Source organism: Sulfuriferula plumbiphila, from assembly GCF_009938015.1.
Classification (GTDB): Bacteria; Pseudomonadota; Gammaproteobacteria; order Burkholderiales; family Sulfuriferulaceae; genus Sulfuriferula; species Sulfuriferula plumbiphila.
Map to the genome: position 1 here is coordinate 306047 of NZ_AP021884.1, position 18350 is coordinate 324396.

The 18350-nt window shown below is 61.9% G+C and carries 20 protein-coding genes; 9 read left to right on the forward strand and 11 right to left on the reverse strand.

Going from position 1 to position 18350, the window contains the following annotated elements; genetic code table 11:
- The first annotated feature begins 221 nt into the window (after positions 1-221).
- Positions 222-608, forward strand: coding sequence for a lactoylglutathione lyase (gene gloA / locus GZH91_RS01545; protein WP_223264525.1), 387 nt, complete (start codon positions 222-224; stop codon positions 606-608).
- 1 nt (position 609) lies between these two features.
- On the opposite strand, the gene GZH91_RS01550 is transcribed toward gloA, so the two are convergent.
- The 8 genes from GZH91_RS01550 to GZH91_RS01585 are packed head-to-tail and all read right to left on the reverse strand — an operon-like array spanning position 610 to position 8585.
- Positions 610-1605 carry a glycosyltransferase family 2 protein gene (locus tag GZH91_RS01550; protein WP_147072121.1) on the reverse strand — a complete coding sequence of 332 codons (996 nt, stop codon included), beginning with the start codon at positions 1603-1605 and terminating at the stop codon, positions 610-612.
- A complete protein-coding gene (locus tag GZH91_RS01555) occupies positions 1602-2357 on the reverse strand; it encodes an SDR family oxidoreductase (protein ID WP_147072119.1) in 756 nt (251 codons plus the stop codon). Before GZH91_RS01555 ends, GZH91_RS01550 begins: the two co-directional genes overlap by 4 nt.
- Positions 2354-2740: a dihydroneopterin aldolase gene (locus GZH91_RS01560; RefSeq protein ID WP_147072117.1), complete on the reverse strand. Its 387-nt coding sequence runs from the start codon at positions 2738-2740 to the stop codon at positions 2354-2356. Before GZH91_RS01560 ends, GZH91_RS01555 begins: the two co-directional genes overlap by 4 nt.
- Before the next feature lie 10 nt (positions 2741-2750).
- A complete protein-coding gene (locus GZH91_RS01565; RefSeq protein ID WP_147072115.1) occupies positions 2751-3221 on the reverse strand; it encodes a YbjN domain-containing protein in 471 nt (156 codons plus the stop codon).
- Positions 3218-4000, reverse strand: a complete 783-nt coding sequence (gene rsmA / locus GZH91_RS01570) for a 16S rRNA (adenine(1518)-N(6)/adenine(1519)-N(6))-dimethyltransferase RsmA (protein WP_147072113.1) — start codon at positions 3998-4000, stop codon at positions 3218-3220. Before rsmA ends, GZH91_RS01565 begins: the two co-directional genes overlap by 4 nt.
- 10 nt (positions 4001-4010) lie before the next feature.
- Complete coding sequence (pdxA, locus tag GZH91_RS01575; RefSeq protein WP_223264524.1) at positions 4011-4997, reverse strand: 4-hydroxythreonine-4-phosphate dehydrogenase PdxA; 987 nt, start codon at positions 4995-4997, stop codon at positions 4011-4013.
- Positions 4998-5005: 8 nt separating this feature from the next.
- Positions 5006-6373, reverse strand: a complete 1368-nt coding sequence (locus GZH91_RS01580) for a peptidylprolyl isomerase (RefSeq protein ID WP_147072110.1) — start codon at positions 6371-6373, stop codon at positions 5006-5008.
- A complete protein-coding gene (locus GZH91_RS01585; RefSeq protein WP_147072108.1) occupies positions 6354-8585 on the reverse strand; it encodes an LPS-assembly protein LptD in 2232 nt (743 codons plus the stop codon). Before GZH91_RS01585 ends, GZH91_RS01580 begins: the two co-directional genes overlap by 20 nt.
- 61 nt (positions 8586-8646) lie before the next feature.
- On the opposite strand from GZH91_RS01585, the gene GZH91_RS01590 reads away from it, so the two are divergent.
- Genes GZH91_RS01590 through GZH91_RS01625 form a run of 8 tightly spaced genes read left to right on the forward strand, consistent with a single transcriptional unit; the run spans position 8647 to position 15759 of the window.
- A complete protein-coding gene (locus GZH91_RS01590) occupies positions 8647-9645 on the forward strand; it encodes an aminoglycoside phosphotransferase family protein (RefSeq protein WP_223264523.1) in 999 nt (332 codons plus the stop codon).
- Positions 9646-9653: 8 nt separating this feature from the next.
- Positions 9654-10331 carry an N-acetylmuramate alpha-1-phosphate uridylyltransferase MurU gene (murU, locus tag GZH91_RS01595; RefSeq protein WP_147072237.1) on the forward strand — a complete coding sequence of 226 codons (678 nt, stop codon included), beginning with the start codon at positions 9654-9656 and terminating at the stop codon, positions 10329-10331.
- 28 nt (positions 10332-10359) lie between these two features.
- On the forward strand, positions 10360-10797 hold the full coding sequence (locus GZH91_RS01600; RefSeq protein ID WP_147072104.1) for a hypothetical protein: 438 nt from the start codon (positions 10360-10362) through the stop codon (positions 10795-10797).
- Positions 10790-12091 (forward strand): aminopeptidase P N-terminal domain-containing protein, encoded by a 1302-nt coding sequence (locus GZH91_RS01605; RefSeq protein ID WP_147072101.1) that lies wholly within the window; start codon positions 10790-10792, stop codon positions 12089-12091. Before GZH91_RS01600 ends, GZH91_RS01605 begins: the two co-directional genes overlap by 8 nt.
- Positions 12084-13232 (forward strand): FAD-dependent monooxygenase, encoded by a 1149-nt coding sequence (locus tag GZH91_RS01610; protein ID WP_147072099.1) that lies wholly within the window; start codon positions 12084-12086, stop codon positions 13230-13232. Before GZH91_RS01605 ends, GZH91_RS01610 begins: the two co-directional genes overlap by 8 nt.
- A complete protein-coding gene (locus GZH91_RS01615) occupies positions 13229-14392 on the forward strand; it encodes a UbiH/UbiF family hydroxylase (protein ID WP_147072097.1) in 1164 nt (387 codons plus the stop codon). The genes GZH91_RS01610 and GZH91_RS01615 overlap by 4 nt, the downstream gene beginning before the upstream one ends.
- A gap of 30 nt (positions 14393-14422) precedes the next feature.
- A complete protein-coding gene (locus GZH91_RS01620) occupies positions 14423-15145 on the forward strand; it encodes a DsbC family protein (protein WP_147072094.1) in 723 nt (240 codons plus the stop codon).
- On the forward strand, positions 15145-15759 hold the full coding sequence (locus GZH91_RS01625) for an SAM-dependent methyltransferase (protein WP_147072092.1): 615 nt from the start codon (positions 15145-15147) through the stop codon (positions 15757-15759). The genes GZH91_RS01620 and GZH91_RS01625 overlap by 1 nt, the downstream gene beginning before the upstream one ends.
- Positions 15760-15852: 93 nt before the next feature.
- Here GZH91_RS01625 and trpC read toward each other — a convergent pair whose 3' ends face one another.
- The 3 genes from trpC to GZH91_RS01640 are packed head-to-tail and all read right to left on the reverse strand — an operon-like array spanning position 15853 to position 18310.
- Positions 15853-16689: an indole-3-glycerol phosphate synthase TrpC gene (trpC, locus tag GZH91_RS01630; protein WP_147072090.1), complete on the reverse strand. Its 837-nt coding sequence runs from the start codon at positions 16687-16689 to the stop codon at positions 15853-15855.
- A 2-nt stretch (positions 16690-16691) separates the two neighbouring features.
- Entirely contained in the window at positions 16692-17717 is a 1026-nt protein-coding gene (gene trpD / locus GZH91_RS01635) for an anthranilate phosphoribosyltransferase (RefSeq protein WP_147072088.1), read from the reverse strand.
- Positions 17714-18310, reverse strand: coding sequence for an anthranilate synthase component II (locus GZH91_RS01640; RefSeq protein WP_147072087.1), 597 nt, complete (start codon positions 18308-18310; stop codon positions 17714-17716). The genes trpD and GZH91_RS01640 overlap by 4 nt, the downstream gene beginning before the upstream one ends.
- Positions 18311-18350: the final 40 nt, after the last annotated feature.

An 18350-nucleotide genomic window follows, 5' to 3' on the forward strand; every position in this document is an offset into this window, starting at 1 on the left:
GAATGGTAGGCGTTACAATGACAACACTGGAAAACAGAAGAATGATTTTACGATCCCGGCCAAGTTTAACGCGAAATTTCTGCGCGCGCTGTCTCTTGAGTGGACCTGTTCTGCCGCGCAAGACCCATTCATGACCAGCATAACGGGTAGCTTGCCCATCCGTGCTGATGAGCCCGGTTGACGCGTCCGTTATCCATAAATCTGAGCAAAAGGAGCCAAACATGCGCATGCTGCATATGATGATTCGGGTCGGCGACCTGGATCGTTCCATCCAGTTTTACACCAAAGTACTGGGAATGAAGCTGCTGCGCCGCAAGGACTACCCGGAGGGTCGCTTTACCCTGGCATTTGTCGGCTATGGCGATGAATCCGGCCATACGGTGCTGGAGCTCACGCACAACTGGGACACCCCCGCCTACGATCCGGGCAATGGCTTTGGCCATATTGCGGTGGAAGTGGATGACGCCTATCAAGCCTGCGCCGAGGTCAGGCGTCTGGGCGGCAAGGTCAGCCGTGAAGCCGGACCGATGAAGCATGGCACCACAGTAATCGCGTTTGTGGAAGACCCGGATGGCTACAAGATCGAGTTCATTCAGAAAAAATCCTGAATCAGCCGGGTAGCCATGACATCCTGAATTGCGGCGGTGGGCTGTCGGGCAGATTGCGCCAGCTGGCCGTGGCAGTTTGCAGCAGTTCATCCAGCAATACCTGCCGCAATATTGCGGGAGGGTACGGACATCCGCTTGCCAGATTTGCAGCCAACAGGCGTTGCAACCAGATATTCAGTCGCTCCGGGTAGTCGTCGCGGTGCAGCCAAACATAGGCCTGATCGGCAAACGGCCAGTATGGCGCCGGGTGCGCGGTGCAGTGCAGCAGCATGTCCTCATCGCTGGGATGCACCACGAGGCGCTCGACCCGCTGGCGGCGGATGGCGACGGATGTGCTGTCGCGATCCTCGATCACACGATCTGCGCGCGTGGCGTTATCGGCATGGCGGCGAATATGCACTTGCACACTGGGCAGATTGGAAAACGCGCCATGTTGGCTGAGCCGGTTGACGAAATCCCAGTCGTTATTCAGCGTGATCGGGCGATACATGACCCCGGCACGCTGCTGGACTGCGCGATGGAAAATCAGGCCGCTGTGATTGATCTCAAAATTGAACAGGCTCCACGCCTGCCAGCGTTGCGGATCGGTTTCCTTGGACTTGCCGGGATTGAAATCGGAGACGCTGCCAAACCATTCTGCCTGGCAGCCGAAGCCCACGCCCTTGAAGTGGCGCGCAAAGTCCATCGCGGCCTCCAGCCAGGTGGGCAGGGGTAGATCGTCGGAATCCATGCGCGCGGCATAGCTGCCCCGCAGCAGGCCCAGCGCGGTGTTGCTGGCAGCGGCATCGCCAGCGGGCCGATTAAGCCGCGTGCCCTGGATGCGCGCATCCTCGCGCTGGAAGGATTGAATCACTGCAAAGGTATGGTCGGTGGAGGCATCATCCACCACCCGGCATTCCCAGTCGTTAAAAGTTTGCACCTGTATCGCGCGCAGGGTCTCGGCCAGCAGTTCCGGGCGGTTGCGTACCGGAATGTAGATGCTGACCTGCGGGATCATGGCGGCGCGCGCAGTACCAGGTCACAATCGCTTTGCAGGTGCTGGCCGCCGTCTACAGCGAGTAGCTGGCCAGTGATCCAGGGTTGGCCCAACAAAAACAGCACGGCATTGGCGATGTCGCCGGGTGCGAGTCCCGCGCCCAGCGGAAATACGGCCTGCGCAGCGTGGAAATCGGCGTCGGTCTGTCCGCCACTGGGCAAGGTCAGCCCGGGTGCCACGCCATTCACGCGCAGCTGCGGTGCCAGCGCCTGTGCCAGAAACGGGATGCTGGCGGCGAGGTTGAGTTTGCTCAGGGTGTAGGCGTAATGATCCGGGTTGAGACGCAGCACTTTTTGATCCACCAGCGCTACAAACGCACCGCGCTGAGTGGCGTCGGCGCATTGCAGCCAGGCGCTGGCGGCGGCGACGAAGCTGTCGTAATTGATGCGGCGGTGCGCTTCGATGGCCGCCCAGTTGCTGCTGGCGGCGGTGTCGTGTTCAAACAGCGAGGCGGCGTGCACCAGCGCTTCCGGCAGCCGCCCGAAACGCGCACGCAAGCTCGGCCAGAGATCAAACCACACGGCGGGATCGGCAACATCGTGTTGGATGATATGCACGCCCTGGCCGGATGCAGCCAGCGCGTTGAGTGCCGCGCTGGGGGTACGCACCAAAGCAAGAATTTCCCAGCCGTTTTCCAGCAGTGTCTGGGTGATGGTCAGCCCGAGGCGCTTGCCCGCGCCAGTGACCACGGCCAGCGGGCGCTGCGTGTTCATGTTGCGCTCCGGTTGACGCGCAGTTGCTGGTAATCAGCGCGTGTTACGCGCATGCCCACGCCCACGGCGTCGGCTTGTGCGATGACCGTGGGTTTGAGGATTTCCACATCGACACGGGTGACGCGGGCATCGGCAAAGCAGAATTCCACCACATCGAACAGCAGGGTTTCCACCAGTTCGGTATGCGGGCGATCTTTCCAGGCGTGGACGAAATCACACATGCGCGTGTAGTCGAGGCACTCGCCGATGTCACGCGGGCGGTATGCCAGCGCGGCCTCGGCTTCGACGTTGACAATCACGGTCTGCGGCGTCTGGTATTCAAAATCGCGGATGCCGACGTACATTTCCACCGCAATGCCACGGGCAATCATGCGCACAGACATCGCCCGGGGCCTATTTGATGACGACCCTGGTGGGGCCGTCTATCGCTTCGAGGGCGGCTTTGGCAGCGCTGCCATCGATCACCGCGCGGATGCCGGGCAGGTAGCGGTTGGCACATTCCATGGCGAACACCAGCAGGGTTTTCACCATGCCTTGAGTGAGTTCGCCGCCGCTCACGTCCACGCTGTTTTTGAAGTTCATTTCGCCATCATTCATGTCGATTTCCCAGTTGCCCAATGGCAGGCCATAGTTGGCGCGGGTGAGGAATTCGGCCACGGCGGGAACGCGTTCGATCGGCACCAGCATATCCTGCGGACGGGCGTAAACGAAGACACGCGCGGCATCCTCATGGGCGTGGATGAAAATGTTCAGCCTGCCGTTCTCGATTTCCACCGGCAGGTTGACGACGGGCAGGTTGGGTACACGGGTGGCAGGGAGCTGCATGTGTTCCAGACAGGACTGCACCGTATCAATCAGGTTCATTGGGCTTCCTTACCATGTAAATAATTGGTGATACATACGAAATCCTCCACCGCCAGCGTCTCGGCGCGACGGCCCGGGTCAATGGCCAGCTGTGCAAATTCGGCTGCTGACAACATCCCGCCCAGCGTGTTGCGCAGGGTTTTGCGGCGCTGGCCGAAGGCGCGGGCAACCACTTTCTCCAGCAATCCGCTGTCCGCTGCGGTCATTGCATCAGGCAGACGCGGCAGCATGCGCACGATGGCGGAGTTGACCTTGGGCGGCGGGTCGAAGGCATCCGGGGGCACATCGAACAACGCTTCCATGTCAAAGCGGTATTGCAGCATGACTGTGAGGCGGCCAAAGTCACTGGTGCCCGGGCTGGCCGTCATGCGCTCGACGACTTCCTTTTGCAGCATGAAGTGCATGTCGGCGATATGCGGCGCGAATCCAGCCAGGTGAAACAGCAGCGGGGTGGAAATATTGTAAGGCAGGTTGCCGACGATGCGCAGCTTTTCACCCAGGCCGGCGAAATCGAACGCCAGCGCGTCGCCGGCGTGTATGGACATACGTTCCGGTGCATGCTCGCGCGCCAGGCGGGCAATGATGTCGCGGTCGAGTTCGATCACCTGCAGATGGGCCAGATGCGCCAGCAAGGGCCGCGTCAGCGCGCCCAGGCCAGGGCCGATTTCCACCATGTTGTCAGCGCGCTGTGGGCGAATCGCGTGAACGATGGCGGCGATGATATCGGGATCACGCAGAAAATGCTGACCGAAGCGTTTGCGCGGAATGTGTCGGGACATGATGGTGTACCTAGCTGGTCTGGCTGTGCGCCACCAGCTGCGCCGCAAGATCCAGCGCGGCTTGCAGGCTGCCAGGTTGGGCGCGGCCGGTGCCAGCCAGCTCGAGTGCGGTACCATGGTCTACCGAGGTGCGGATGATGGGCAGCCCGAGGGTAATATTCACACCGCCGCCAAAGCTGGCGTATTTGAGCACCGGCAAGCCCTGATCGTGATACATCGCCAGCACGCAATCGGCATCGGCCAGGCGCGCCGGGTTGAACAGCGTATCGGCGGGCAACGGTCCGCTCAGGTGCATCCCGCGCGTGCGCAGCTCATCCAGCACCGGGCTGATGATGTCGGTTTCTTCACGCCCGAGGTAGCCGGATTCGCCCGCGTGCGGATTGAGTCCGGCCACCAGGATATGGGGTTGCGGGATGCCGAAACGGTGCACCAGGTCGTGGTGCAGGATGTGCAATGTGGCGGCAATGGATTCGCGGGTGATGGCGGCGGCGACATGGGCGAGCGGCAGGTGGGTGGTGGCGAGTGCCACGCGCATCCCGCCGCCGGCCAGCAGCATCACCACGCGCCGGGTGTTGGTCTCCTCGGCGAGAAACTCGGTATGGCCGGTGAAGGGGATGCCGGCGTCATTGATGACGGCCTTGTTGATGGGGGCGGTGACCATGGCGGCGAATTCGCCATCCATGCAGCCCTGCACGGCAAGTTTCAGGGTTTGCAGCACATACTGAGCATTGGCCGGGTTAAGCAGGCCAGGGGTGGTATGCGCGTGCAGCGGCTCATGCAGGACGGTCAGCGTGCCCGCTGCATGGCTGACCGGTGTGCCGCCATAGCGCTGCAGCGCCAGCGGCAGGCCAAGTATGCCAGCACGCTGGGCCAGCAGATCGTGATCGGCGATGGCGACCCATGCCTGTTCACGCGGCTGCTGTGCCAGCATCACGCACAGGTCTGGGCCGATGCCAGCGGGTTCGCCGGCAGTGATGGCGATGACGGGTGCAGTCACGGCCCTATTTATTCCGCGTTGCGGTATTCGACGTAGGCGCTGTCGCGCAGCTGGCGCAGCCATTCTTGCTGTGCTTCCTCGATCTTGCGCTCGCGCAGTGCCTGGCGTGCCAACAGGCGCTGGCGTTCTTTGGTGACATCCTGATCGCGCCGCGCCAGCACCTGGATCAGATGAAGGCCGAACGGCGTCTGCACCGGCTGGCTGATCTCGCCCGGTTTCAGCGCATTCATCGCGCGTTCGAATTCGGGCACCGTCTCGCCTGGTGATACCCAGCCCAGATCGCCGCCCTTGGCAGCCGAACTATCGTCCGAGTACTGGCGTGCCATGTCTTCGAATTTGGCACCATTGAGGAGACGCTCGCGGATTTGCAGCAAGCGGTTTCTGGCATCGTCCTCGGATACCAGTTCGTTGGTCTTGATCAGGATATGGCGCACATGGGTCTGCTGGACCACCATTTTGGCGTTCTGGCCGCGCTTGTCGATCAGCTTGAGGATATGAAAGCCATTGCTGCTGCGGATAATGTCGGATATCTGGCCGGGTTGCATCCTGGCCAGGGCATCGGCAAACAGGGTGGGCAATTGCGAACCGCGCCGCCAGCCCATGTTGCCGCCCTCCAGTGCATTGGAAGCGTCGGAATAGCTGGCTGACAGCTGGGCAAAATCGGCGCCTTTCCTGAGCTCGTCGAGTACCTTCTGCGCGCGTGCGCGCTGTTGCTGGATTTGTTCGGTGGTGGCAGCCTCGGGAATGCGGATGAGGATGTGGGCAATGTTGTACTCGTCCTCCTGACCTTGTTTGGCCTGGTTTTCCAGATAGGCGTCCACCTCGGCTTCAGTGATGTTGATCTTGCTGTCCACTTCGCGCTCGCGCAGACGTTGCAGGATAATTTCATCGCGGATGTCGTCGCGGAATTTGTTGAACGCCATGCCTTCCTTGGCCAATGCAGTGCGGAACTGTTCCAGATTCATGTTGTTCTGCGCGGCGATGCGGTTCAGGGCGCGATCCAGTGTCGGGCCATCCACGCGGATGCCGGTCTGGCTGGCAAACTGCAGCTGGATGCGGTCGTTGATCATGCGTTCCAGCAATTGTTTTTCCAGCACCGCGCGCGACGGTAGCGGTATGTTGCGCGTCTTTAATTGTTGCACGGCGCGATCGTAGCGCTCGTCGAGATCGTGGCGGGTAATGACGTCGTCATTGACCACGGCGACGATGCTGTCGAGTGGTTTGATGGGGAGCGCGGTGCGCGTGGCATGGGTGCTGTTGCTTGTGCCGGACGGATGCTGGGGGGTGTCGTCTTGCGCCGCCTGCGCCGCGCCCGGTAACAAAGCGGCCAGCAGGGCAATGACATGCAGGGTGTGATTAAGGATTTTGAAGTTCATTGGTATTCACGTAGCCGGAAATGCTTTGTTTGAGGACATCGAGCGGATTAGAGCCGAGTCGGCCAATACCGTTCAATTCGAGCTGGATGAAGAATGAATTGCTGGAAGTGCCGGTCGCTGTGGCAATGCGCTGCAGCACACCGCGCGCCGCCCAGCAGCCGGCATTGTATTCCAGCCCCGCCAAACCTTCCACCAGACGGCCGTCCACGAATGAGTAATTGTAACGCATCAGGCCATACCAGCGCGGCGCCAGGGGCCATTGCGCGGAGATATCCACCTGGCGGATGGCATCGAGGCTGGATGTGCCACGGATGATGCGATAACTCAAATTGAGTGTTTTGCCCGGCGCCGGGCGATAGTTGGCGGAGATGCTGTCCCGAATGCTCGCGCCCAGATTGGTGTTGAACTGCACCGCCGCCTCGGCGCGCCACGCCTGGCTGATCTGGCCGCCGACACTGGCGAGGACGTCGCTGGATGTGCTGGCATTGGGGACGCCGCCTGGCAATACCACTCGCTGCGGCGCGAAATAGAAACGTTGGCCAAGGGAAACGCGCAGGCGCTCCAGGCCGCTATCGGGCTCGATCAGGCGCGAGGTCACTGCCGCCGTAAGCTGGTTGGCGTCGTTGATGCGGTCGCCACCGGCAAAGCGGTTTTCGGTGAACATCTGGGCAAAGTTGAAATCGATCTGACCGCTGTCGAAGTTGGGTATCTGGCTCTGATCCTGATACGGGATGTAAACGTAAAAGAATCGTGGTTCCAGCGTTTGCTGGTAGTTGCGACCAAACAACCGGGTATTGCGATCCATGTAAAAACCGCTGTCCACGCTGGTGATGGGCAGGGTGCGCACGGTATTGGGCAGCGTGCTCGAATCCAGATAGTAATTGGTCTGGCTCACGCCGAATTTGGGGGTGAGGTAGGCGAAATTATTGGCCATCGGCATGCTGAAGCTGGGGTAGGCTGACACCCGCGTACCGGTGACCAGCGTCGGGTGATCAAAGTGCACGGCTTCACCGGTGAAGCTGAAATCCACCCCGTGCCAGTCATAGCGATTGGCGTTGAGGGTGAGCTGGGGCAGCAAATTATAGGGCGGAACGATGGGTGCCAGCGGATCCTGCAGGGTCTGGAATTTTTGCGCGCGGATAGCGGCGCTCCACCAGCCTGCGGTGTAGTTGACGCCGCCTTCCTGCGACAGGTTGGTAATCGAAGTGATGCTGATCTGGTTGGACAGGTCGCGAAAATAGTTGTTGTCCGAGACCCGCTCATAATGCAGGTGGCCGCTCCACCCTGGAGCGAAATTCTGTTGGTGGTTGACGAGCACGCTCCAGCGATTGGTATTGGTAGCCTTGTCCGCCAGAAATTCACCATTGAGTATGCCCCTGTAACTGTCGGCCAGATAACGGAATTCACCTCCCAGCTGCAGGCCGCGTTTGGTCATGATGCGCGGACTGATGGTGGCGTCGTAATTCGGCGCGATGTTCCAGTAATACGGCAGACGCAGTTCCAGGCCGCTGCTGCCGGTGGTGCCGAAGGTGGGGGCGAGCAGACCGGATTTGCGCTGATTGTTGAGCGAGAAATCCATGAATGGCGTGTACAGAATGGGCACGCCCTTGAATTCCAGATAGGCGTTGCGCGCGGTGCCGACTTCACGCCCGCGGTCAATGTTCAGATCCTTGACGTGCAGGTACCAGTCATCGTTGTTGACCGGGCAGGTGGTATAGGTAGCGTCTTTGAGGCGGTATTGTCCTTTGCCCTCAAAATCCAGTAGCCGCGCCGCGCCGCGTATCTTGCGCGTCAATGCAGTGGCCTGGGTATGCGCGATCAGATCGGTCAGGCTATATACCGGCTGCTGCATCTGCCCCACCTGGTCGGCCAGGCGCACACGCAGTTCCGGACCGCTGACCCTCAATCCCTGCTGCTGCAACGTGACATCGCCTGTGGCGTGGGCTTCATCGGTATCCAGGGTGTATTGCAGGTAATCGCTGGTCAGCACCGTGTCGTTGCGCTGCAGCTCAACGTTACCCCTGGCTTTCACCTGCTGGTTTGCGGTGCCCTCAATATGGTCGGCATGCAGGTATAGCGGAGTGTCTTCGGTTTTTTGCTGTGGCAACAGGACCGAGCTGGTTTGCGCAGCAGGCGTGTCTTCAGCCAGTGCGGCGTCGCAGAACAGCACCAGGCAGGCAGCAAAGCAGCACTTGAGATGGGATGGCGGCATGGGGTCGGGTCAGCGAATAATGCTAGAATCGTGGCTCAATATATCATCGTCCGGAGATCGTTTGGAACGTCAACACCGCATTCAGGTCTGGCTGGAGAGTCTGTTTCCAGGGCAGGCTGTGCGCCTCGCGCCAGCTTCGGCGGATGCCAGTTTTCGACGCTATTTTCGCGCCGTATTGTCGAATGGCGACCATTATATCGTTATGGACGCACCACCGCAGTATGAAGATTGCCGTCCCTTCATCGAGGTCGCTGCGCTGTTCGGTGCGGCGGGTGCCAATACGCCTAAAGTGCTGGCGCAGGATCTGGCACAGGGTTTCCTGCTATTGACCGATCTGGGCGATGTGACTTATCTCTCCGTGCTTAACGCCGACAACGCCGACGCGCTGTACAGCGATGCACGGGATGCCCTGGTCAAAATCCAGGTCGCCAGCCGTCCCGGGGTATTGCCCGGCTACGACCGCGTCCTGCTGGAGCGCGAATTGCGCCTGTTTCCGGAATGGTATATCACGCGCCATCTGGGGGTGGAATTGAATGTGCAGCAGGCGCAAACGCTGGATACCGTGTTTGCGGCTATCCTCGCCAACAACCTGGCGCAGGCGAAAGTGTTCGTGCACCGCGATTACCACAGCCGCAACCTGATGCTGACCGAGCCCAACCCCGGTGTACTGGATTTTCAGGACGCAGTATACGGCCCGGTGACTTACGATCTGGTGTCGCTGCTCAAGGACGCCTACATCCGCTGGGATGAAGAAATCGTGCTGGACTGGGCCATCCGCTACTGGGAAAAAGCCCGCCGTGCGGGGCTGCCGGTGGATGCCGATTTCGGGGCGTTTTACCGCGATTTCGAGTGGATGGGGGTGCAGCGCCACATCAAGGTTCTGGGCATTTTTGCGCGGCTGTATCACCGCGATGGCAAAACCGGCTATCTCAAGGACATGCCGCTGGTGATGGACTATCTGCGCAGGGCCTGTACGCGTTATCGCCAACTCGGGCCCCTGCTGCAATTGCTCGACACATTGCAGGGGCAAGCCCCCGAATCCGTCGGGTATACCTTTTGAGCAGCGCCATGATTCTGGCTGCCGGGCGTGGCGAACGCATGCGCCCGCTCACCGACCACACCCCCAAGCCGTTGCTGATGGCGGGCGGCAAGCCGCTGATTGTGTGGCATCTGGAAAAGCTGGCGGATGCCGGATTTAGCAGTGTGGTAATCAACCATGCGCACCTGGGCGAGCAGATCGAGGCGGTGCTGGGCAGCGGCAGCGCCTTTGGTGTGCGCATCCGCTACTCGCATGAGGTGCAGGCGCTGGAGACCGCAGGCGGTATCGCCAACGCGCTGCATCTGCTCGGCGACGCGCCGTTCCTGGTAGTCAATGCGGATATCTGGACGGACTACGATTTTCGTCACATCCTGCCGCGCCTCGGCGCCATGTGCAGCCACCGTGCCGGGTGTCTGGCGCATCTGGTCATGGTGGATAATCCGCCGCAGCACAGTCGTGGTGACTTTGCCCTGTCCGCCAACACTGTGCACAGCGACGGCAATGCCCTGCTGACCTTCAGCGGCATTGGCATTTATCGCCCGGCGCTGTTTGCGGGTGTGGCCCCCGGCAGCCAGGCCAGGCTCGCCCCGCTGCTGCGCTGGGCGATGCAACGCGAGCAGGTCAGCGGTGAGTACTACGCCGGATGCTGGCGCGACATTGGCACGCCGCAGCGGCTGAGTGAACTCAATGCGGAATTGCTGGGGTAAAAAAATGTCTTTCATTTGAGATGCAGATATGGATATTGACGAAGTACGCCAGGCAGTCACCCTCGACCCGGTCTGGGTCGCGGAACTTCGCGCCCAATGGACGGCTCTGATGGAACTCGCGGTATGGGGCGAGGTGAAATCCTCACGCATGGGCGCGGCGACGCGGATGCGCAAGCGCCTGCTGGACGTGGGCGAAAAGTTGCGTTCGCTGGCTGCCGGCCGCGACTGGATTCCGCACCCGCGCGAGCAGGTGAAAAACGCGCTGGGCTCCGCATTCAGCCTGAAAGACGCCTTGTTGCAGTTTGAACGTGCCGCGCAGGACATGGACGGCGGCAACGATAGCGCCGTATTTGGCGCGCTGGCTGTGCAGTTGCACCAGTCTTTGCTGATCCGGCTGGCGGAACTGGAAAATATCTGGGCAGCCTTACTCGATTCACAATATCTCGACCAGGACACCGATGACTGACCCTACCCCTTTTAGCGCCCGCCGCCGCCGCCTGATGCAGCAAATGGGCAGCGGTATCGCTGTGCTCGCCACCGCGCCCGAGCGTGTGCGTAACCGCGACAGCCATTATCCGTATCGCTTCGACAGCCATTTTTACTACCTCACCGGTTTCACCGAGCCGGAGGCCGTCGTGGTGTTGCTGGCAGGCACCCAACGCACGGTGCTGTTCTGCCGCGACAAGGATGGGGAGCGCGAAATCTGGGATGGTTTCCGTTACGGCCCGGAGGCGGCACGCGCCACTTTCAACTTCGACGAGGCGTATTCCATCAGCGAACTCGACACGCGCCTGCCTGAACTGCTGGCCGACCAGCCCACGCTGCATTACGCGCTCGGGCAGGATACCGCGTGGGATGCGCGCGTGCTGGGCTGGCTCAACAGCGTGCGCGAACAGGCGCGCAGCGGCGTGGCTGCGCCCACCAGCTTGCGGGATGTGCGCGAGCTGGTGGACGAAATGCGCCTGTTCAAAGACAGCGTGGAACAGGCCACCCTGCGCCGCGCTGCCGCGATTTCCTGCGCTGCCCACCGCCGCGCCATGCAGGCCGCCGCGCCGGGGTGTTTCGAGTACGAGATCGAAGCCGAACTGCTGCACCACTTCCGCGCCCACGGCAGCCAGGCGCCGGCCTACACTTCGATTGTTGCAGGCGGCGCCAATGCCTGCGTGCTGCACTATGTGGAAAATAATGCACAACTGCATGCCGGCGACTTGCTGCTGATCGACGCCGGCTGCGAACTCGATGGCTACGCGTCCGACATCACCCGCACCTTCCCGGTGAGCGGCAGCTTCAGCGCCGCGCAAAAAGACGTGTACGAGATGGTGCTGGCCGCGCAATACGCCGCGCTGGATGCGGTGCAGCCCGGCAATCACTGGAACCAGCCGCATGAAGCCGCGCTGCGCGTGCTGGCGCAGGGCATGATCGATCTGGGCCTGTGTGCAGGCAGCGTGGACGGGGTGCTGGAATCCGGCGACTACCGGCGCTTTTACATGCACCGTACCGGCCACTGGCTGGGGCTGGACGTGCACGACGCAGGCAGCTACAAGACCGATGGCGCCTGGCGCGCATTGCAGCCCGGCATGACCCTCACCGTCGAGCCCGGCTGTTATATCCGCCCCGCCGACGACGTGCCGCAGGCATTGTGGAATATCGGTATCCGCATTGAAGACGACGTGCTGGTGACGGCGCGCGGTTGCGAGGTCATCACTGCCGCCGCGCCAAAAACCGTGGCCGAGATCGAGGCCGCGATGCGTCATGCGTGAACACAGCGACATTGTCATCGCCGGGGGTGGACCGGTGGGCACCACGCTGGCGCTGCTGCTGGCCGATAGCGATTGCTCCATCCAGTTGCTGGAAGCGCGCGCGGATCTCGCCCGCCCGGCACATCGCCGCACCCTGGCGCTGTCTTACGGCAGCCGTCTGATACTGGAACGGCTCGGGGTCTGGTCAGGCATAGGCGAAGTCACGCCGATCACCACCATTCACATCTCCCAGCGCGGCGGTCTGGGCATGGCCTGGCTGCGCGCAACCGAAGAAAAGCTGCCGGCGCTGGGTTATGTGGTGGACTATGCCGAACTCGATGCCGCATTGCACGCGCGCCTGCGCGACAGCGCGGTGGCCGTAGTGAGCGGCGCGCGCGTGGATGAGGTGCGCGTCGCCAGCGGCTATGCCATGCTGAAAGCCAGCCGTGCCGGTGTCGTTACTCCGGTTACCGCCCGTCTGGCGGTGGTGGCCGACGGCGGTGCCGCCACGACGCAGCGGGTGAGCCGCGACTACGACCAGCATGCCCTGATTGCCTCGGTGACCACCGAGTTGCCCCACAACGGCTGCGCTCACGAGCGTTTCACCCCTGATGGCCCTGCCGCGCTGTTGCCGCAAGGCGCGGGTTTTGCGCTGGTGTGGACGGCCGGCCCGGCGCGCGTGCAGGCCCTGCTGGCGCTGCCGGACGCCGAATTCCTGCGCGCCCTGCAGCAGCATTTCGGCGACCGCGTGGGCCGGTTTTTAAGTGTTGCGCAACGCGCGAGCTTTCCGCTGGGATTGCGCTATGCCGCTCAGGTCACGCGCCCGCACACGGTGTTGATCGGCAACGCCGCACAAATGCTGCACCCGGTGGCCGGACAGGGTTTCAATCTTGGGCTGCGCGACGCCTGGGAGCTGGCCGCCCGCATCCGCACCAGCACGCGCGAGGCATTGGGCGGCGCCGCCATGCTCGCCGCTTACACTAGCGCGCGGCGGCTGGACACGCGTGGCGGAATTTTTTTCACCGATTTGCTGGTGCGCCTGTTTTCCAACGACAACGCGCTGCTGCACCATGGCCGCAGCGTCGGTCTGGCGGCACTGCAGGCGCTGCCGCCGGTCAAGCGCTTTGTGGCGCGGCGCATGATCTTCGGGGCACGCGGATGACTGCCACGACATTCGACGTCGTCGTCGTCGGCGCAGGCATAGTCGGCGCCGCGTTCAGTGCAGCGCTCAAGGGGAGCGGGCTAGAGTTGGCGTTGGTGGAACCGCATCCGCCCGCTGTGCCCACCCAGGATTGGGATGTGCGCATTTATGCCATCAGTCCCGGCAGTGCGCGTTTTCTGGACGAGCTGGGCGTGTGGCAAGGCCTTGACGCCGCGCGCATCGCCCCGGTATATGGCATGGAAATCAGCGGCGACAGCGGTGCACAGCTGGTGTTTGACGCCTACGCGGCAGGCTTGCCGCAGCTCGCCTGGATCATGGAGGGCAATCGCATCCAGCATGGTTTATGGGCTGCATTACAGCAGCAATCCAATCTGACGCTGTTTGCCGGAGCCCGGTGCGCCGAACTGGGCTGGTCGGCCTCGGGTGCGCGGCTGGCGCTGGCGGATGGTACGGTGTTGCACAGCAAGCTCATTGTGGCGGCGGATGGCGGCCATTCCTGGGTGCGCCAGCAGGCAGATGTCGCGGTGACGCGCCGCGAATACGGCCAGTTGGGCGTAGTCGCCAATTTTGAATGCAGCCGTCCCCACGCCCATATTGCGCGCCAGTGGTTCCGCGCTGATGGCGTGCTGGCGTGGCTGCCGCTGCCCGGCCGGCGCTTTTCCATGGTGTGGTCAACGGATGCAGCGCATGCGCAGACGCTGCTGGCATTGCCGGGTGCCGAACTGGCAGAACGCGTGGCGCAGGCCGGCGGCCATGCGCTGGGTGCGCTGGGTGCGCCGGCTGTGCCGGCTGCGTTTCCGTTGGCTCTCAGCCGTGTGGATACGCTGGTCAAGCCCGGCCTGGCACTGCTCGGCGACGCCGCCCACGGCGTGCATCCGCTGGCCGGACAGGGTGTCAACCTTGGCTTGCGCGATGCGCGCGAACTGGCGCAAGTGTTGCGCGCGCGCGGTGCTGCAAGCTGCGGCGAGCTGCCGTTGCTGCGCCGTTATGAACGCGCGCGCAAGGAAGATATTCTCACCATGCAAGGCGTGACCGACGGGCTGCATACACTGTTTGGCAGCACCCATCCGGGATTGACCCGGTTGCGCAATAGCGGTCTCGACCTCACCAATCGGCTGGGCCTGGTCAAAAACCTGCTGATACGACACGCACTGGCCTGAGCCATTTTCTTTCAAAACCCTGGAGTAGACATGCTCAAACGCACCCTGTTGTCCACCACCCTTCTGGCCACTCTGCTGGCGTGCACTGCCAACGCAGACGAAGCCGGCATCAAGAAAACCCTGCTGGAAAAATTTCCCGGTGCAGACATCACCAGTATCACTAAAACCCCGTATTCAGGGCTTTACGAGGTGCTGATAGACGGCCAGGTAGTGTATGCCGACGAAAACGCCAATTATCTGTTTGTGGGGAGTGTGGTGGACGTCAAAACCCGCCAGAACCTGACCAACGAGCGCCTGGAGAAGCTCAATGCAATCAGGTTCGACAGCCTGCCTTTCGCCGACGCGATCAAAACCGTGAAGGGCAACGGCAAGCGTCAGCTGGCGATTTTCTCCGATCCGGATTGCCCGTTCTGCAAAAGGCTGGAACAGGAGCTGACCAAGGTCAGCAACGTCACCATCTATACCTTCCTTTACCCCATCGTCAGCCTGCATCCGGATTCCGCTGCCAATGCCAAGGCCATCTGGTGCGCGCCGGACCGCAACCAGGCATGGGATGACGCCATGCTGCGCGGCGTTATGCCGAAAAACAACGGCACCTGCAAAAATCCGGTCGAGTCCAATATCGCGCTCGGCAACAAATACCGCGTCACCGGCACCCCCACGCTGATTTTTGCAAATGGGCAGCGCGTACCCGGCATGGTACCGGCGGACAAGGTCAACGAGCTGCTCGACGCGGCCGGAAAAGGCAAATAATGGCGACATTCTGGGACCAGCGTTACGCAGTTGAAGGGTATATTTTCGGGACTTCACCCAATGCCTTTCTGGTGTCGCAGGCCGCGCGCCTGCAACCCGGCCAGTCTGCGCTGGCCGTGGCCGACGGCGAAGGCCGCAACGGCGTGTGGCTGGCGCAGCAGGGCCTGCATGTGCTGTCAGTGGACAGTTCCGGCGTGGCGCAAGCCAAAGCCGGAAAATTGGCAGCGCAACGCGGCGTGGCGCTGCAGTTTGAAACCGCCGACATGCTGGCGTGGGATTGGGGCGATGCACGCTTCGACGTCATCGTCGCCATTTTCATCCAGTTCGCGGATGCGCAGGGGCGTGCGCGCCAGTTCGATGGCATCCGCCGCGCGCTCAAGCCGGGCGGCCTGCTGCTGTTGCAGGGCTATACGCCGCGCCAGATGGAATACAGGACTGGCGGGCCGTCAGCGCCGGAAAATCTCTACACCGGGTCGATGCTGCGCGAATGGTTTGGCGACTGGGATATTCAGCATCTGCGCGAGCACGATGACGTCATCAACGAGGGCAGCCACCATGCGGGGATGTCGGCGTTGATTGATCTGGTGGCGTATAAACCTGGAAAAAGCAGATAACCACGGAGGTCACGGGGAACACGGAGGAACCCATCTCAAATTACAGTGCTGCTTGGTTTTCTCATTTCACTTATCGGCCGAGACGATTTGAATTCAGCTTTCCCGGTTTTCTCCGTGTTTCCCGTACCTCTGTGGTTGACTTGACCCAAACAACCGCGCCAGCTCGGCACCCGGGTCATCCGCGCGCATGAATGCCTCGCCCACCAGAAACGCGTTGACGCCATGTTCGCGCATCAGCCTCACATCGGCGCGGCTGTGGATGCCGCTCTCGGTAACGGCGATGTGCTGGTCGCCCAGCATGGTCAGCAGGTCGAGCGTGGCCTGCACTGAGGTTTCAAAAGTGCGCAGGTTGCGGTTGTTGATGCCTTGCAGCGGGGTGGCGAGCTGCAAGGCCTGTTCCAGCTCGGTGGCGTCATGCGATTCCACCAGCACTGCCATGCCAAGTTCATGCGCGATACCTTCCAGAGCCTGCATCTCGGCCAGGCCCAACGCCGCCACGATGAGCAGGATGCAATCCGCACCCAGTGCGCGCGCCTCGTACACCTGGTACGGGTCAATCATGAAATCCTTGCGCAACACCGGCAGGCTGCACGCGGCGCGGGCCTCGATCAGATATGCCGCGCTGCCCTGAAAATACGGCGCATCAGTGAGTACCGACAAACACGCCGCGCCATGCTGGGCATAGCTGGCGGCGATTGCAGCGGGCTGGAAATTGGCGCGCAGCAGTCCTTTGGACGGGCTGGCTTTCTTGATCTCGGCGATGACCGCGGCTTGTCCTGCCCCAATCCGGCTGCGCATTGCGCCGCTGAAATCGCGCGTGGGCGGGGTATCGCGGGCGGCGGCCTGAATTTCGGCCAGGCTCGTGCGAGTCCGGGCTGCGCGGATTTCCTCACGCTTGCTGGCAAGGATGCGATTGAGAATGTCGGACATGATCAGGCGGGTCGCTGGGTAAATTCGATGAGCTGGTCGAGCTTGGCGCGCGCCGCACCAGAGATGATTTGCCGGCGTGCCATGGCAATTCCGTCTGTCAGTGTGGGCGCCAGGTCGGCGATATAAATCGCCGCTCCGGCGTTGAGCACCACAATGTCGGTAGCGCCAGCGTGGCGATTTTCCAGCGCCGCCAGCAGCATGGCAGTGGCCTCGGTCACGCTGTGCACCGCCAGATCGGCTGCGTTGCAACGTGCGCACCCGAATTCTTCAGGTGTGACGGCGTATTCGCGAATCGCACCGTCCTTCAGTTCGGCGATGTAGGTCGCACTGCCCAGGCTGATTTCGTCCATCCCGTCGGCGGCATGCACCACCATCACATGCCGGCTGCCCAGGGTTTTCAGAACCTGGGCGAGCTTGCTGGTGAGGTCGCGGGCAAAGACGCCCATCACCTGGTTTGGCGCACCCGCCGGGTTGGTCAGCGGCCCCAGCAGGTTGAACAGGGTGCGCACGCCCAGCTCGCGCCGCACCGGGGCGGCGTGCTTCATCGCGCTGTGGTGGTTGGGCGCGAACATGAAGCCCACGCCGATTTCGCGCACCGCCTGTGCCACGTTTTCCGGGGTGAGATTCACGTTCACCCCGAGCGCCTCCAGCACATCCGCGCTGCCCGAGGTGGACGACACCGAGCGCCCGCCGTGTTTGGCGACTTTGGCCCCGGCCGCAGCCGCCACCAAAGCGGCGGCGGTGGAGATGTTGAAGGTATGCGCGCCGTCGCCGCCGGTGCCGCAGGTATCCACCAGATGCGCCACGTCCGTGAGCGGCACCTTGGTGGACAGCTCGCGCATCACCTCGGCGGCGGCAGCGATTTCGGTCACGCTCTCGCCCTTGCAGCGCAACGCCACCAGCAAACCGGCAATCTGCACCGGCGCGAGTTCGCCGCCCATGATGGTGTGCATCAGCGCGAGCATGTCTTCGCGTTCGAGGTCGTGCTTTTCCAGCAGATGATCGAGCGCGTCGCGCGGGCTCATCATGCGCCCTCTCCGGTGGCGGGAAAGGGCGCTAGGTTAGCGAGGAAATTTGCCAGCATCTCGTGCCCGTATTCGGTGAGGATGGATTCCGGGTGAAACTGCACGCCCTCGACGAGCAAGGTCTTGTGGCGCACTCCCATGATCTCGCCGTCCTCGGTCCAGGCAGTAATTTCCAGACAATCGGGCAGGCTGTCGCGCTCGATCACCAGCGAATGGTAGCGGGTGGCGCGAAACGGATTGGACAACCCGTGAAACACGCCGACATCCTTATGATGGATCAGCGAGGTCTTGCCGTGCATCAATTGCTTGGCGTGGACAATCCTGCCGCCGAACGCCTGGCCGATGCTCTGGTGGCCGAGGCATACGCCGAGCAGCGGAATTTTCCCGGCAAATTCCTTGATCAGCGGTACCGACACGCCCGCTTCATTGGGCGTACACGGGCCGGGTGAAATCACGATACGCTCGGGTTGCAGGGCAGCAATCGCGGCGAGGTCAATTTCGTCGTTGCGGAACACGCGCACGTCCTCACCCAGCTCGCCAAAATACTGCACCAGGTTGTAGGTGAAAGAGTCGTAATTATCGATCATCAGCAACATATTTGCACCAAATTATTGATTTTCAAGGAATTTACCTTGG

Coding starts and splice junctions, on each gene's coding strand:
- gloA (WP_223264525.1), top strand. CDS start 222: ATGCGCATGCTGCATATGATGATTCGGGTCGGCGACCTGGATCGTTCC.
- GZH91_RS01550 (WP_147072121.1), bottom strand. CDS start 1,605: ATGATCCCGCAGGTCAGCATCTACATTCCGGTACGCAACCGCCCGGAA.
- GZH91_RS01555 (WP_147072119.1), bottom strand. CDS start 2,357: ATGAACACGCAGCGCCCGCTGGCCGTGGTCACTGGCGCGGGCAAGCGC.
- GZH91_RS01560 (WP_147072117.1), bottom strand. CDS start 2,740: ATGTCTGTGCGCATGATTGCCCGTGGCATTGCGGTGGAAATGTACGTC.
- GZH91_RS01565 (WP_147072115.1), bottom strand. CDS start 3,221: ATGAACCTGATTGATACGGTGCAGTCCTGTCTGGAACACATGCAGCTC.
- rsmA (WP_147072113.1), bottom strand. CDS start 4,000: ATGTCCCGACACATTCCGCGCAAACGCTTCGGTCAGCATTTTCTGCGT.
- GZH91_RS01580 (WP_147072110.1), bottom strand. CDS start 6,373: ATGAACTTCAAAATCCTTAATCACACCCTGCATGTCATTGCCCTGCTG.
- GZH91_RS01585 (WP_147072108.1), bottom strand. CDS start 8,585: ATGCCGCCATCCCATCTCAAGTGCTGCTTTGCTGCCTGCCTGGTGCTG.
- murU (WP_147072237.1), top strand. CDS start 9,654: ATGATTCTGGCTGCCGGGCGTGGCGAACGCATGCGCCCGCTCACCGAC.
- GZH91_RS01600 (WP_147072104.1), top strand. CDS start 10,360: ATGGATATTGACGAAGTACGCCAGGCAGTCACCCTCGACCCGGTCTGG.
- GZH91_RS01605 (WP_147072101.1), top strand. CDS start 10,790: ATGACTGACCCTACCCCTTTTAGCGCCCGCCGCCGCCGCCTGATGCAG.
- GZH91_RS01610 (WP_147072099.1), top strand. CDS start 12,084: ATGCGTGAACACAGCGACATTGTCATCGCCGGGGGTGGACCGGTGGGC.
- GZH91_RS01615 (WP_147072097.1), top strand. CDS start 13,229: ATGACTGCCACGACATTCGACGTCGTCGTCGTCGGCGCAGGCATAGTC.
- GZH91_RS01620 (WP_147072094.1), top strand. CDS start 14,423: ATGCTCAAACGCACCCTGTTGTCCACCACCCTTCTGGCCACTCTGCTG.
- GZH91_RS01625 (WP_147072092.1), top strand. CDS start 15,145: ATGGCGACATTCTGGGACCAGCGTTACGCAGTTGAAGGGTATATTTTC.
- trpC (WP_147072090.1), bottom strand. CDS start 16,689: ATGTCCGACATTCTCAATCGCATCCTTGCCAGCAAGCGTGAGGAAATC.
- trpD (WP_147072088.1), bottom strand. CDS start 17,717: ATGATGAGCCCGCGCGACGCGCTCGATCATCTGCTGGAAAAGCACGAC.
- GZH91_RS01640 (WP_147072087.1), bottom strand. CDS start 18,310: ATGTTGCTGATGATCGATAATTACGACTCTTTCACCTACAACCTGGTG.